The 13804-nt window shown below is 55.6% G+C and carries 13 protein-coding genes and 1 pseudogene; 8 read left to right on the top strand and 6 right to left on the bottom strand.

Translation table 11 applies throughout. The annotated features are described in order from the left end of the window. Window positions 1-15: 15 nt before the first annotated feature. From aqpZ to J2X66_RS27410, 5 genes and pseudogenes are all read right to left on the bottom strand, one after another. Window positions 16-714, bottom strand: coding sequence for an aquaporin Z (gene aqpZ / locus J2X66_RS27430; protein ID WP_310270996.1), 699 nt, complete (start codon window positions 712-714; stop codon window positions 16-18). A 288-nt stretch (window positions 715-1002) separates the two neighbouring features. Further along, complete coding sequence (locus J2X66_RS27425) at window positions 1003-2835, bottom strand: ABC transporter ATP-binding protein (protein ID WP_310270993.1); 1833 nt, start codon at window positions 2833-2835, stop codon at window positions 1003-1005. Window positions 2836-2920: 85 nt separating this feature from the next. Beyond that, window positions 2921-3478, bottom strand: a complete 558-nt coding sequence (locus J2X66_RS27420; protein ID WP_310270990.1) for a peptidylprolyl isomerase — start codon at window positions 3476-3478, stop codon at window positions 2921-2923. A gap of 3 nt (window positions 3479-3481) precedes the next feature. Then, window positions 3482-4287 (bottom strand): annotated as a pseudogene (locus tag J2X66_RS27415) (alpha/beta fold hydrolase). 14 nt (window positions 4288-4301) lie between these two features. Beyond that, window positions 4302-5225, bottom strand: coding sequence for a LysR family transcriptional regulator (locus J2X66_RS27410; RefSeq protein ID WP_027925831.1), 924 nt, complete (start codon window positions 5223-5225; stop codon window positions 4302-4304). A gap of 49 nt (window positions 5226-5274) precedes the next feature. On the opposite strand from J2X66_RS27410, the gene J2X66_RS27405 reads away from it, so the two are divergent. The 8 genes from J2X66_RS27405 (at window position 5275) to J2X66_RS27370 (ending at window position 12640) form a co-directional block, all read left to right on the top strand. Then, on the top strand, window positions 5275-5589 hold the full coding sequence (locus tag J2X66_RS27405; RefSeq protein ID WP_027925830.1) for a hypothetical protein: 315 nt from the start codon (window positions 5275-5277) through the stop codon (window positions 5587-5589). A 167-nt stretch (window positions 5590-5756) separates the two neighbouring features. Continuing rightward, window positions 5757-6356: an FMN-dependent NADH-azoreductase gene (locus J2X66_RS27400; protein WP_310270982.1), complete on the top strand. Its 600-nt coding sequence runs from the start codon at window positions 5757-5759 to the stop codon at window positions 6354-6356. Between the two features lie 311 nt (window positions 6357-6667). Then, window positions 6668-7552, top strand: a complete 885-nt coding sequence (locus J2X66_RS27395) for a carboxylate/amino acid/amine transporter (RefSeq protein ID WP_310270978.1) — start codon at window positions 6668-6670, stop codon at window positions 7550-7552. Window positions 7553-7740: 188 nt separating this feature from the next. Beyond that, entirely contained in the window at window positions 7741-8841 is a 1101-nt protein-coding gene (locus J2X66_RS27390; RefSeq protein WP_310270975.1) for a DegT/DnrJ/EryC1/StrS family aminotransferase, read from the top strand. Then, on the top strand, window positions 8838-9782 hold the full coding sequence (locus tag J2X66_RS27385) for a glycosyltransferase family 2 protein (RefSeq protein ID WP_310270972.1): 945 nt from the start codon (window positions 8838-8840) through the stop codon (window positions 9780-9782). Before J2X66_RS27390 ends, J2X66_RS27385 begins: the two co-directional genes overlap by 4 nt. Continuing rightward, window positions 9775-10743 (top strand): WxcM-like domain-containing protein, encoded by a 969-nt coding sequence (locus tag J2X66_RS27380; RefSeq protein ID WP_310270969.1) that lies wholly within the window; start codon window positions 9775-9777, stop codon window positions 10741-10743. Before J2X66_RS27385 ends, J2X66_RS27380 begins: the two co-directional genes overlap by 8 nt. Then, window positions 10736-11119, top strand: a complete 384-nt coding sequence (locus J2X66_RS27375; protein WP_310270965.1) for a GtrA family protein — start codon at window positions 10736-10738, stop codon at window positions 11117-11119. The genes J2X66_RS27380 and J2X66_RS27375 overlap by 8 nt, the downstream gene beginning before the upstream one ends. A 48-nt stretch (window positions 11120-11167) precedes the next feature. Beyond that, a complete protein-coding gene (locus J2X66_RS27370) occupies window positions 11168-12640 on the top strand; it encodes a hypothetical protein (protein WP_310270962.1) in 1473 nt (490 codons plus the stop codon). Window positions 12641-12701: 61 nt separating this feature from the next. Here the strand turns inward: J2X66_RS27370 and J2X66_RS27365 are convergent, their stop codons facing one another. Continuing rightward, on the bottom strand, window positions 12702-13715 hold the full coding sequence (locus J2X66_RS27365; RefSeq protein ID WP_310270960.1) for an acyltransferase: 1014 nt from the start codon (window positions 13713-13715) through the stop codon (window positions 12702-12704). Between the last annotated feature and the right edge of the window lie 89 nt (window positions 13716-13804).

Here is a 13804-nt window from a genome sequence, read left to right as displayed (position 1 = left end):
TCCTCGTCCGGGGCCTTAAGTGTCTTCTTTGCCCAGCCAGCGATAGGTTACACCGCCAATCACCGCACCCAGCAACGGCGCGACCCAGAACATCCACAGTTGTTGAATCGCCCAGCCGCCGACAATCAAGGCCGGGCCGGTGCTGCGCGCCGGGTTGACCGAGGTGTTGGTGACCGGGATCGAGATCAGGTGGATCAGGGTCAGCGCCAGACCGATGGCGATGGGCGCAAGCCCGGCCGGGGCGCGCTTGTCGGTGGCCCCGAGGATGATCAGGATGAACATCGCCGTCATCACCAGTTCACAGACAAACCCCGCTGCCATGGAATAGCCGCCGGGGGAGTGTTCGCCATAACCATTGGACGCCAGGCCCCCGGCCAGATCGAAACCGGGTTTGCCACTGGCAATGAAGTACAGCAACGCGGCGGCAATCACCCCGCCGATCACTTGCGCAATGATGTAGGCCGGCAGTTCCTTGGCCGGGAACCGTCCGCCGACCACCAGTCCCAGCGACACTGCCGGGTTGAGATGACAACCGGAGATATGGCCAATGGCGAACGCCATGGTCAGCACCGTCAGACCAAACGCCAGGGACACTCCCAGCAATCCGATTCCCACATTAGGGAAGGCAGCGGCCAGCACCGCACTTCCACAACCCCCCAATACCAGCCAGAACGTGCCTACCAACTCTGTCGCAGAACGTTTGAATAGAGACATGAGAGCGTGTCCTTTCGAGATTTTACTGCCTATCGCATCCAGTAGATGGACTGCAGAACCATCTCCAGAACCTTGGCTGAGTACAGCAGGGTTTTTTGAGAATTCCAGTGCTTGTAAAAAACCGCCAGAGCCCGTGGTTGAGAGGCTGTGGCGGTTTTTTGAGTGTAAAAGGTCCTTGTAGGAGTGAGCCTGCTCGCGATAGCGGTAGATCAGTCAACAGAGATGTTGAATGTGAAGCCCTCATCGCGAGCAGGCTCACTCCTACAAAGGAATAGTGGTGGTTTTGGGTTAATCGATTCCTACGAAACCGCCGGTCTGGTGCTGCCACAGCCGTGCATACAACCCGCCATGGGCCAGCAGTTCGGCGTGGGTGCCGGTTTCGGCGATCCTGCCGTTTTCCAGCACCACCAACCGGTCCATCCGGGCGATGGTTGAAAGCCGGTGGGCAATGGCAATTACGGTTTTGCCCTGCATCAGGGTTTCCAGGCTCTCCTGGATCGCCGCTTCCACTTCCGAATCGAGGGCCGACGTGGCCTCGTCCATGATCAGGATCGGCGCGTCTTTGAGCAGCACCCGCGCAATCGCGATCCGCTGACGCTGGCCACCCGAGAGCTTCACCCCGCGCTCACCGACATGCGCATCAAAACCGGTGCGGCCTTCGGCGTCGGACAGTAACGGAATGAACTCGTCGGCACGGGCCTTGTGCACCGCTTCCCAGAGTTCGGCGTCGGTGGCGTCGGGTTTGCCGTACAGCAAATTGTCGCGAATAGAGCGGTGCAGCAGCGACGTGTCCTGGGTGATCATGCCGATGCGCTCGCGCAGGCTTTCCTGGCCGACGTCGGCAATGTTCTGGCCGTCGATGAGAATTCGCCCGCCCTCCACGTCATACAGGCGCAGCAGCAGGTTGACCAAGGTCGATTTGCCGGCGCCGGACGGGCCGATCAGACCGATCTTTTCACCGGCCTTGATGTTCAGGTTGAGGTCGCCAATGATCCCGCTCTTCTTGCCGTAGTGGAAATCCACGTGCTCGAATCGCACTTCGCCGCGGGCGACAGCCAGCGGTTTGGCCTCTTCGCGATCGGTCACGCTGACCGGTTGCGAGATCGTCTGCAAACCGTCCTGGACCATGCCGATGTTTTCGAAGATGCCGGTGACCACCCACATGATCCAGCCGGACATGTTGACGATGCGGATCACCAGGCCCGTGGCCAAGGCAATCGCCCCCACGGTGATCAGCGACTGCGTCCATAGCCACAGCGCCAGGCCGGTGGTGGTGACGATCAGCAGGCCGTTCATGCTGGTGATGACCACGTCCATGCTGGTGACCACGCGGCCAGCCAGTTGGGCCTTCACTGTCTGCTCCTCAATGGCTTCCTTGGCGTATTGCTGTTCGAAATTGGTGTGGGCGAACAGCTTCAGCGTGGTGATGTTGGTGTAGCCGTCGACGATCCGCCCCATGAGTTTGGAGCGCGCATCGGACGACACGACCGAACGCTCCTTGACCCGTGGCACGAAGTAATAGAGCGCGCCCATGTACGCGGCGATCCAGCTCAGCAACGGGATCATCAGGCGCCAGTCGGCTTCGGCAAACAACACCAGCGAACTGATGGCGTAGATCAGCACGTGCCATAGCGCGTCCACCGCCTGCACCGCCGAATCGCGCAACGAGTTGCCGGTCTGCATGATGCGTTGGGCGATGCGCCCGGCGAAGTCGTTCTGGAAGAAATTGAGGCTCTGTTTGAGCACGTAACTGTGGTTCTGCCAGCGGATCATGCTGGTCATGCTGGGGCTCAGGGTCTGGTGCACCAGCAGGTCATGCAGGCCGACGAACACTGGGCGCAGGATCAGCGCCACCACCGCCATCCAGGCCAGTTCGATGCCGTGTTCCTTGAAGAAATTAACGTTGGGCGTGCCCTGGGCAAGGTCGATGATGCGGCTCAAGTAGCTGAACAGCGCCACTTCGATCAGCGCACCAAACAGGCCGACGATCAGCAGGGCGGCGAAACTCGGCCAGACCTGTTTCAGGTAATAGGTATAGAAAGGGAGAACCCGATCCGGCGGAGCCGCCGTCGGTGCATCACGAAAGACGTCGATCAATTTTTCAAAACGGCGATAAAGCATCAGTTCTCCGCCCGCGCACGGGCTCTCCTTTGAACAGTGTGAGCGGTGCCGCAGTCCGGCAACCGCTCAAGACTTCCTGTGTAGCTTAGTCGATGACCTTGGCCGACTTGATGATGACAGGATCGGCGGGCACGTCTTTCATGCCGCTTTTGGTGGTGGTCTGGGAATTGACGATGACGTCTACCACGTCCATGCCTTTCACGACTTTGCCGAACACGGCATAACCATCACCGCTGTCGAGGAAATCGTTGTCCTTGACGTTGACGAAGAACTGGCTGGTGGCCGAATCCGGGTCAGAGGTACGCGCCATGGACAGGGTGCCACGGACGTTATGCAGGCCGTTTTTCGATTCGTTCTTGATCGGTGCCTTGGTTTCTTTCTGCTGCATGGCTTGTGTAAAACCGCCGCCCTGGATCATGAAGCCCGGAATCACGCGGTGGAAAATCGTGTTGTTGTAAAAGCCGCTGTTCACGTAATCAAGGAAGTTCTTGGTACTGATCGGCGCCTTGACCGGGTCCAGTTCGATTTCGATCTGGCCGTTGGTGGTGTCCAGCAAGACGTGCGGTGCCTTGGCTGGCGTGGCAGCCATCAGGTTGGCGGCAAACAGAACGGAACCGGCGACGAGGGCGATTTTTTTCAGCATGGGTCAGTGATCCTGATTGGGGTGGTATCGACTGCGGTGAGAAACTCGAGCAGTGTTTGGTTGAAACGTTCGGGTTGGTCCAGCGGGGTGGCGTGGCGTGAATCGGCGATCACCACCAGCCGCGCATCGGGCAGCAGTTTTACATAGGTTTCCTTCAACGCCACCGGGGTGTAATCACGGTCGGCGCTGACGATGAGGGTTGGACAGGCAACCTTCGAAAGTCGTTCCTGAACCCCCCAGCCAACGATGGCATCGAAGCTGGCGAGATAAGCATGTTTGTCGTTTTTTGCCCAGCGCTCGGCCATCTTTTGACGCAAATCACCTTGGTCCGGATTCGGGAACAACTTGCCGCCGAGGGCCTTGCCGATGGTACCCAGGCTGAGGAGGCGCATCAGGCTCCAGCGTTTGAACCACTGCCAATAATCGTCGCGGCTGCGCAACTTGACCTCTGGCGCGCTGTTGACGATGGTCAGGCTTTTGAGCAGAAGCGGCTGGTCCACCGCCAGTTGAAAGCCGATCATCCCGCCCATCGATAGCCCCACGTAATGCACCGGGCCGAGGTTCAGATGTTCGATCAGCGCGACCAGGTCGGCGCTGAAACCGGCAATGCTGTAACGCTCGCGAGGTTTGTCGGAACGACCGTGGCCGCGCACATCCGGAACGATCACCCGGTAGCGCGTGGACAGCGCCGGGATCTGCATTTCCCAGTCCAGCGTGCTGGACCCCAGTCCATGGACAAGGAGCAATGGCGTGCCATGGCCATATTCCTCATAGTGCAGGTTGCAACCTTCATGTTCGAAATAGGCCATGCATTCACTCCTTGTCAGGCTTGTTCAGGGGCGGCGAAAGGCGCGTCCAGCGGTGCGGTGTCGAAGGTTCGCAGCAGTTCGATAAGAATCTGCGTCGCCGGTCCCAAGGGTTTGTCCTTGTTCGAATACAGGTAGAAGCTCGGGTTGCGGCTGCCGCCCTGATCCAACGGTAGCAGCTTGAGCGTGCCTTCCTTGAGTTCCCGTTCAATCATGTGCCGTGGCAGCCAGGCGAACCCCAGGCCGCTGCTGACAAATGTCGCGGCGGTGGCCAGGCTGCCGACGGTCCAGCGCTGTTCGGCACCGAGCCAGCCGACGTCGCGCGGCTGCTGCCGACCGGAGTCACGGATCACCACTTGCATCTGGCTTTCCAAATCCTGGAAATTCAGTTCGCGGTTGAGGCGGTGCAGCGCATGGTCGGGATGGGCGACCGCGACGAATTCGACATCGCTCAATTCCGCGCCCAAATAGCCTGGAATGCTAAAACCGGTAATCGCCAGGTCGGCCACGCCTTCGAGCAGGACTTCCTCCACCCCCGACAGCACCTCTTCACGCAGGCGAACACGGCAGCCGCGACTTTGCGGCATGAACGCGGTCAGGGCGCGCACGAGGCGGGCGCTCGGGTACGCCGCGTCGACCACCAGCCGCACTTCGGCTTCCCAGCCTTGTTCCATGTGATGGGCCAGGTCTTCCAGCTGGCTGGCTTGTTTCACCAGTTGCCGCGAGCGACGAAGCAATACGCCACCGGCTTCGGTGAGCACGGCTTTGCGACCGTCGATGCGCAACAGCGGCACGCCTAGCTGGTCCTGCATGCGCGCCACGGTGTAGCTCACCGACGATTGCGAACGGTGCAGCGCTTCGGCGGCCTGGGCGAAACCACCGTGGTCGACCACGGCCTGCAATGTTCGCCATTGATCAAGGGTCACGCGGGGCGCTTTCATGAATAGCTCCTCTTGTCCTAAGCTGGCAGCCCTTTATGGAGACTGCTGAATGAATAAATTCTGTTGTGTGCTGCTGGCGATGCTGCCGCTGACGGCGTTTGCTTATCCGATTGATGTGCAGAAAGACCTTAACGGCTTGAAAGTCGACTACGAGACCTTCGACACGGATAACGACATCGGCTCCATCCGGGTGGCTAACTACGGCGACGTCGATGTCAGCTGCAAGGCGGTGTTCATTAATGGCCCGGAAGCGCCACGCACCCGCAAGATCGATGTACCGGCAGGCAAGCATAAAAATGCCACTGCGAAGTTCACCCGCAGCATTATCAAGCTGCGTATCGAGCTGACCTGCACCCCGAAATGAATTCAATTCCTTGTAGGTGTGAGCCTGCTCGCTTCTACAAGGTATGCTCAGCTTATAAACGAATTTATTGATGGGTTGTAGCAGTTATTTGCGCTTTTTCATCGATATGACTCTGTTTAACCTTCACTCCATCGCCTTACAGCATTCTCAGATGGAGCCTACATCCCATGTCACGCGTTCTGATCATCGAAAGCAGCGCCCGTCAGCAAGACTCGGTTTCCCGTCAACTGACCCAGACCTTCATCAGCCAATGGAAAGCCGCGCATCCGGCCGATCAGATCACCGTACGTGACCTGGCGGTCAATCCGGTGCCGCACCTGGACATCAACCTGCTGGGCGGATGGATGAAACCGGCCGAGCAACGCAGCGACATCGAACAGGCTTCGCTGGAGCGCTCCAACCAGTTGACCGATGAGCTGCTGGCCGCCGACGTGCTGGTCATGGCCGCACCCATGTACAACTTCGCCATCCCCAGCACGCTCAAAGCCTGGCTCGACCATGTGCTGCGTGCCGGCGTGACCTTCAAGTACACCGACACCGGCCCGCAAGGCCTGCTCAGCGGCAAGCGTGCCTACGTGCTGACCGCCCGCGGCGGGATCTACGCCGGTAGCACGGCGGATCACCAGGAACCCTACCTGCGTCAGGTCATGGCGTTCATCGGCATCCACGACGTGACGTTCATTCACGCTGAAGGCATGAACCTGGGCGGCGACTTCCAGGAGAAGGGCCTGAACCAGGCGAACGCCAAGCTTTCCCAGGTCGCCTGATCTTTTAATCGCCAGATAATCACCGGATGGTCTAGTGACCTGGCGCAACCCCTTCAAGGCTCTACGCGCAACGAACCTCCCTTTGCACTTGTTGCTCCTGAGTGCTGTCGCCCGATTGAACGCTTTAGCGAGATCGGGCTTTTTTTTGCCCGGAATTTCATGAATACCCAGATCCCCTGTGGGAGCGGGCTTGCTCGCGAAGGCGTCGTGTCATCCAACATCTCCTTTAACTGACACACCGCTTTCGCGAGCAGGCTCGCTCCCACAATGGTTTTGTGTGTATCGTCGCCGCCATTCAAAACGAGGCGAGCATGGGCTATCTACTTTTTGTCACGCTGATCCAGGCGTTTTCCTTCAGTTTGATCGGCGAATACCTGGCCGGTCACGTTGACAGCTATTTCGCAGTACTGGTGCGCGTAGTGCTGGCAGGACTGGTGTTCATTCCACTAACGCGCTGGCGCTCGGTGGAACCGGCATTCATGCGCGGCATGCTGTTGATCGGCGCGTTGCAGTTCGGCGTGACGTACGTGTGCCTGTACCTGAGCTTCCGCGTGCTGACAGTGCCGGAAGTGTTGCTGTTCACCATCCTCACACCGTTGCATGTGACCCTGATCGAAGACGCGCTGAACCGGCGTTTCAATCCGTGGGCATTGGTCGCCGCGTTGGTGGCGGTGATGGGCGCGGCGGTGATTCGCTACGACCGGATCAACCCGGATTTCTTCATGGGGTTCCTGCTGCTGCAACTGGCCAACTTCACCTACGCCGCCGGGCAGGTGCTTTATAAGCATCTGGTGGCGCGCCACCCGAGCGATCTGCCGCATTACCGGCGTTTCGGCTACTTCTACCTCGGCGCATTGGCCGTGGCATTGCCGGCATTCCTGCTGTTCGGCAAACAGAACTTCCTGCCCGAAGCGCCGCTGCAATGGGGCGTGCTGGTGTTCCTCGGCCTGGTCTCGACCGCGCTGGGTTTGTATTGGTGGAACAAGGGCGCGTGCATGGTGAACGGCGGAACGCTCGCGGTGATGAACAACCTGCATGTGCCGGTGGGGTTGCTGATCAATTTGTTGATCTGGAATCAGCATGAGGAGCTGGGGCGGTTGCTGCTCGGGGCTTTGGTGATCCTGGTTGCCGTGTGGCTAAGTCGTCGTGGAGGGCGATCTGCTACTGTGCTCCCCCGTAACGGTGGCGTGCGGTGACCGTTTCTCCTGAAACGATGGACTTCCGTTCTTGACATTTAAATCAACGAATTTTCCGTCACCTGACTGTCCAGATTGTTTGAATAGAAGTTCTACCGAGTAGGTTAAGTGGGTGTAAGCAGTGAAAAATTGCTCTGGGACAAGGCTTGATGGATTATCTGCAGGTTTAAGGTTGGGGTAGAAATAACATGACTGAATTGGTTCCCTTGTTTTCGGCATCCATCGCCAATGCTGGCATAGACTTCATTACTCCAGTCATGAAGGTAATTGACAGCCACTGGTACATTCTCGGCGAAGAAGTGAAGCGTTTTGAGTCGGAATTTGCGAAGTATGTCGGTGTTGATCACTGCATCAGTGTGGCCAATGGTTCTGATGCGCTGGAGCTTGCTCTGCGGGGGCTTCAAGTCAAGCCTGGAGACAGGGTCGTGGCGGTCGCGAACGCCGGTTTTTACGGAAGTACCGCCATCCATGCAGTGGGGGCTGTCCCCGTCTACCTGGATGTCGATCCAGATACTTTGACGCTGTGCCCGAAAGCACTGGCGGCGATGATCGACAGTAAACCGGCCGTGGTGATTGTTACTCATCTTTATGGGCAACTGGCCGGCATCGAGGAACTGGTAAAGATCGCATCTGCTGCTGGCATCCCGGTGCTTGAGGATTGTGCGCAGTCCCACGGAGCGCAGCGTCAAGGCAGGCGAGCCGGTAGTTTTGGCACCGTCGGATGTTTCAGTTTTTATCCGACCAAAAACCTCGGTGCACTGGGGGATGGCGGTGCCATAGTGACCCAGGATACCGAACTCGCCGAGCGGATCCGGCAACTGCGGCAGTACGGCTGGTCACGTAAATACGAAGTTTCATTGGGGGGTGGACGGAATAGCCGACTGGATGAAATCCAGGCTGCCATCCTTCGAATCAAGTTGCCCCATCTAGATGCCTGGAACGCGCAGCGACGTGAAATTGCGATGCGTTACAACAGTGCCTTTGCCGGTCTGGAGGCAAAATTACCGTCTTCTACGGGAGAGGATTACGTCGCGCATCTGTATGTATTGCGAGTCGCAAACAGGGAGCGCTTTGCGGTGGCTTTAAAAGAAAAATCAATTGCCACAGATATTCACTATCCCATTCCAGATCATCGTCAGCCTGCCTACGTACATAGGGACGTGTCACTGCCCGTTACTGAATCTGCGTGTGAAACAGTCATCTCGCTGCCTTGTTTTCCAGGAATGACGGATCAACAGGTGCAGCAGGTTATTGATGCAGTTTCAGACTATTTTCTCAAAGGAGCATGAGTTTGCTGAGTTTAGTCATACCGGTCTATCGCAATGAAGGCTCCATTCCAGACCTGCTGAAGGCCGTTACCCAGTTGAACGAGAAACTGAGCAATGATCTGGAAGTAGTGTTTGTGGTCGATGGCAGCCCGGACCGATGCTATGAACTGCTGCGTGACGCGTTACCCGATCATCCGGTGCGATCTCAACTGATCCTGTTGTCCAGGAACTTTGGTTCCTTCATGGCGATTCGCACGGGGCTTCAATTTGGCAAAGGCAGTCGATTTGCCGTGATGGCCGCAGACCTGCAGGAGCCTCCAGAACTGGTTCTGGAAATGGACCGTATCCTGTGCAATGGCGAAGTGGATGTGGTCGTGGGTGTTCGTGAGGGGCGTAGCGATCCGCTCTTCTCTCGACTCGCGTCCAAAATGTTCTGGGGCCTGTATCGTCGTTACGTGATTCCGGAAATCCCGCCGGGCGGTGTTGATATGTTCGCCTGCAACAAAGTTTTCCGTGACACGTTGTTAACGCTCGACGAGCGCCACAGCTCCTTGATTGCACAAGTTTTCTGGTTGGGCTTCCGCCGCGAGACGGTGATGTATACACGGCAAGAGCGCCAGCATGGCAAGTCGGCCTGGACACTGGGTAAAAAGGTCAATTACCTGATGGACAGCATTTTTTCTTTCACCGATCTGCCTATCCGGATGCTGATCCGTTTGGGGGCCGCCGGGTCCGTCCTCGCGGCGACGCTGGGGTTGGTGGTGTTGATTGCCAAACTCAATGACATGATTGCCGTGCCCGGTTATGCCATGACGATGCTTGCGATCAGCTTTCTTGGATGTCTCAATTTGCTGGGGCTGGGTATCGTGGGTTCCTATTCATGGAGAACATATGAAAATACCAAGAATCGTCCATTGGCGATCCCGATGCGGGTAGACAGTTTTGGAGAATCGAATGAGTGAGGAAAAGGACTACTTCGTGCATGAGAGGGCTCTGTGCGAGTCATCTCACATAGGGAGCGGCACCCGTGTATGGGCATTCGCTCACATTCTTCCACAGGCCCGGGTCGGCAAGGACTGCAATGTTTGCGATCACGTGTTCGTTGAGAACGATGTTGTCATCGGTGATCGGGTAACCCTTAAATGCGGTGTACAGGTCTGGGACGGGATTTCGCTGGAAGATGATGTTTTTGTTGGCCCGAACGTCACGTTCACCAATGACCGTTTTCCACGCAGCAAGGTGTACCCCGAGAGTTTTTCACGAACCATTATCTGCAAGGGTGCATCGCTGGGCGCGAACGCGACCATTTTACCCGGCATTACCATTGGAATGAATGCAATGATTGGTGCCGGCTCGGTCGTCACCCGTTCGGTACCACCCAACGCAATCGTGGTGGGCAATCCGGCGAAAATCATCGGATATGTGGATGCCAAAGCCGTCGGAGACAACCGCGAGTCGACCTCCAAGCTGTCCACGCCGGGCGTCGTGAAAACGTCAGTGAAAAACGTAACGTTGCATCACCTGAATGAAGTGGCGGATATCCGTGGTCAGCTCTCCGTCGGTGAGTTCGAGCGTACAGTCCCTTTCAACGTACTGCGTTTTTTTCTTGTCTATGACGTCCCAACAGCCGAAACCCGAGGCGAACATGCGCATCACAGTTGTGCGCAGTTTCTTATCGCGGCCCACGGCTCGGTGCACGTAGTTGCTGATGATGGCGTGACACGCGAAGAGTTTGTGCTTGATAAACCCAATGTCGGTATCTACTTGCCACCCATGACCTGGGGTATTCAGTACCGTTATTCCAGCGATGCGGTGCTTCTGGTATTCGCATCGGAGTACTACAACTCCCAGGACTATATACGCGATTACAACGAGTTCCTGCGATTGTCGAAAAATGCCGAAGGTGTGGACTCAATTGCGTGAGTTTCTGTCTGGTGCCATGAAGCATCGATTCTCCAGATTCTTGATTTCCGGGGGATTTAATACAGCGGTCACTTATGTTATTTATTTGCTGTTGCTGATGGTGGCTTCATACAAGGTCAGCTATACCGCAGCCTATTTGTTCGGGATTCTGCTGGCGTTTTTCATGAACAGGTATTTCGTGTTTAAAAGCCATAAAGGGTTTCGTTCAATCGCTTTTTTCCCCTTTGTATACCTGCTTCAGTACCTGGTAAGCATGTTGTGCCTTTGGCTGTGGATTGAGCAACTGGGGTGGAATCAGCAAGTCGCTCCCCTCGTGGCAATTGCCATTACCGTGCCTCTTACTTATGTGTTGTCGCGGTTTGTTTTTGTGAAGTGACGGCTTGATTGTTGCCGGGTGCGGAGCAGGTTTTGTATTGAGGTTCATGTGAAGGCAGAGCATTTAGCAGTCAGTTTCGCCGTGGCATTGGTGCTATTGGCGGTTTATAGCCTGGTGGGGCATATTCCCGTCGGTAACGGCGGAGGCTGGGACGGAAGTATCTATCTTGATTATATTGAGAAGATTGGGCGAGGGGAGGCCGTCATGGGCGATCCCTATCGGCTGATACGTTTGTCCGGGTTCCTGCCGCTGATTCTTGCTTCTACATCCGGAGTGTCACGAGAGGCACTGATTTCAATACAGTGTTTCTTGAACATAGCGATGCTTTCGCTGGCGGCTGCCTTGTTTTTTGATGCCTTGCGTGTACTGGGTGTAGCGCGAAATGCTGCACTGCTGTCGATTGTAACGCTTGTATCCAGTTGGTCGTTTTCAACCTTGCCGGTTTTTTACCCCGTACTGAGCGATGGTGTAGTGTTGGCCGCAAGCTGTTTTTGTTTGTGGAGTTGGGCACGGTCCTATCGTTGGGTTATCTACAGTGTGCTGTTGTTTTCCCTTTGGTTGATTCCCGGGTTTTTCCTGATACCTCTCGTGTTGGCAATCTGGCCTCGGGAAAAGCAATGCAGTCCACTTGAGGAACTAAAATACAAGTGGGTATTTGCGAGTTTGGTATTTGCGACGATGACGATCGGATTTCTCTATTTTATTGTGCCGGTCGCCTTTGCACTATCGCCTGAAGAAATCGCGACGCACTCCGCCAGTCCTGATGGTCAGACGGCAATCATCGACTTGTACGGCTTTTCCATGGCGTGCTTCATCGTTTCGGGGCTGGTGGTATGTGGAGTATTCAGTCACCTGGCAGTCAACATCAGCATGTGGAAGTCCATAAGCGCTTCAGGGATCGTGCTGGCGGTAGCGAGCCTGTGCATCAGTGGAGGATTGATGTATGGGGTGGTTGATTGGAATAACGGCTTTACAGGCCCACCTTTATGGAAATACATGTTGCTGCAAACACTCGCAGCGCCACTCAAACCGCTGGTTGCACACTTTCTTACTTTTGGCCCCGTGATGCTATTGGCGATGCTTAGCAGCGTTTCCCTGGCATTCGATAGCAAGAGCACCATGTCCAAAGCGTTGTTGGTGTTGATGGTGGGCTTCTTGCCGTTATTGGCGTTTGGTTCAGAAAGTCGCCAGTGGATTGGCATCCTCCCGATTGCAGTCGCGGTGTTTTCAGTCGCTGGGTATTCGATGGCGGTGCGGATCTGGAGTGCGGTTTTCTCTGTCTTGCTTATGCTGCCTGTTTTCTGGCTCAAGGCGGCGACGTTGTCGGCTGTGAGCTTGGGGTTGGGCTTTCAAAGCTTACAGTGGCAGTTGTATTTCGGTCGGTTCGGTCCTTGGATGTCGGCGGACACATACCGCTTGGGCGTGGGCTTGATGGTGGTGTTTTTCATCGTGACCCTGGCTTTAAACTGGCGAGCGTCCGTATCGACAAAACTCGGGCTGCTGTTGAAGAAAGCCCCGTAATCAATTCGCAATTTTGTTCAGGGCTCCGTGATGGACGAGAGCCCTGGCCAAGTGCGTGGAATCAGAGCGTCGTTACGATGGTCTTGCTTTCGTTTCTCTTGACCCGTCTGGATATCGGCTTTTCAATAAAGTGAAAGCTCAGGCCAGATGCCGCGATAACCAGTCCGATAATCAATAGAAGTGTGGTGATGTGGCCAAGACCTAGTGACTGCTGGATCTTTACCATGCCGGAAATAATCAGTACATGGCACAGGTAGGTGGAGTATGACCAGTCACCCAGTTTGTTAATAAAGTCTATTCGGGTGAAAAAGCGTTCTTGGGAAATCGCCGCCAGCAAAATTATCGCGCAGGGCAAGCCTGATTTCAGTGGCGAGTGAGTAGTCTGTCCGAAATAAATGATGACGGCGACAGATGTTGCGGCCATCAAGAATGCAGGAAGAAAGTGAATGCGCTGAACCAGTTTTTTCTGATAAGCGTAAGCAATCAGGATGCCGAACAGGAACTCAAAAACGATTGGATTACCGTAGAAAGTGAAACCGTCGCCGAGTTTGGGGGGCGCTTTGTAAAGCAGATAAACGCCCAGAACGATCAACGGGATTCTGAGTTTCTGAGGAAAAAACAAGCTGCCCAGAAAAACGATGTAGAACGCCATTTCGTAATTAAGCGTCCACCCTACAGTCATCAACGGATACAAGCCAATTCCGGACGGGTTCTGGGCAGGAATAAATATCAGACTCTTGAGCATGAAGAGAGGCTCATAGAGTGTCAGTGGTACAGTTCCTGGTAAAAGTATCAGCGTAACTGCAGTGATAAGTGTAAATACCCAGTAGGCAGGCGCAACTCTCGCCAGTCGATGGCGAATAAATGTCGACGGTGAAATGTCTTTGCCGGTGGCAGACAGGTAAATGACAAAGCCGCTAATAACAAAAAACAGATCGACTCCCATGGCTCCGTACCTTTGCATTGAAACGGATATAGGGTCGGTCAGTTGGAAGTTATGCACTAACTGCATGTAATGGTGGAAGACCACCATCCATGCGGCGAGTGCGCGTAACGACTGTATTGAGTTGAGCATCGTCTGGGTGTCTGCCAAAAGCGTTGAGTATACCGATACCGTCTCGTCATCGCTTATACCGTTGACGCAAGTGGCGAGGATAGCCGACG

Origin of the sequence: Pseudomonas sp. 3296, assembly GCF_031456615.1 — a bacterium.
Taxonomy (GTDB): domain Bacteria; phylum Pseudomonadota; class Gammaproteobacteria; order Pseudomonadales; family Pseudomonadaceae; genus Aquipseudomonas; species Aquipseudomonas mucoides.
This window is presented reverse-complemented; position numbering and strand designations above follow the sequence as displayed.

Excerpts from the sequence above, each read along its gene's own strand:
- J2X66_RS27385 (WP_310270972.1), top strand. The coding sequence starts at position 8,838 with ATGAGTTTGCTGAGTTTAGTCATACCGGTCTATCGCAATGAAGGCTCC.
- J2X66_RS27425 (WP_310270993.1), bottom strand. The coding sequence starts at position 2,835 with ATGCTTTATCGCCGTTTTGAAAAATTGATCGACGTCTTTCGTGATGCA.
- J2X66_RS27405 (WP_027925830.1), top strand. The coding sequence starts at position 5,275 with ATGAATAAATTCTGTTGTGTGCTGCTGGCGATGCTGCCGCTGACGGCG.
- J2X66_RS27410 (WP_027925831.1), bottom strand. The coding sequence starts at position 5,225 with ATGAAAGCGCCCCGCGTGACCCTTGATCAATGGCGAACATTGCAGGCC.
- J2X66_RS27420 (WP_310270990.1), bottom strand. The coding sequence starts at position 3,478 with ATGCTGAAAAAAATCGCCCTCGTCGCCGGTTCCGTTCTGTTTGCCGCC.
- J2X66_RS27390 (WP_310270975.1), top strand. The coding sequence starts at position 7,741 with ATGACTGAATTGGTTCCCTTGTTTTCGGCATCCATCGCCAATGCTGGC.
- J2X66_RS27365 (WP_310270960.1), bottom strand. The coding sequence starts at position 13,715 with ATGCTCAACTCAATACAGTCGTTACGCGCACTCGCCGCATGGATGGTG.
- J2X66_RS27395 (WP_310270978.1), top strand. The coding sequence starts at position 6,668 with ATGGGCTATCTACTTTTTGTCACGCTGATCCAGGCGTTTTCCTTCAGT.
- J2X66_RS27400 (WP_310270982.1), top strand. The coding sequence starts at position 5,757 with ATGTCACGCGTTCTGATCATCGAAAGCAGCGCCCGTCAGCAAGACTCG.
- J2X66_RS27380 (WP_310270969.1), top strand. The coding sequence starts at position 9,775 with ATGAGTGAGGAAAAGGACTACTTCGTGCATGAGAGGGCTCTGTGCGAG.
- aqpZ (WP_310270996.1), bottom strand. The coding sequence starts at position 714 with ATGTCTCTATTCAAACGTTCTGCGACAGAGTTGGTAGGCACGTTCTGG.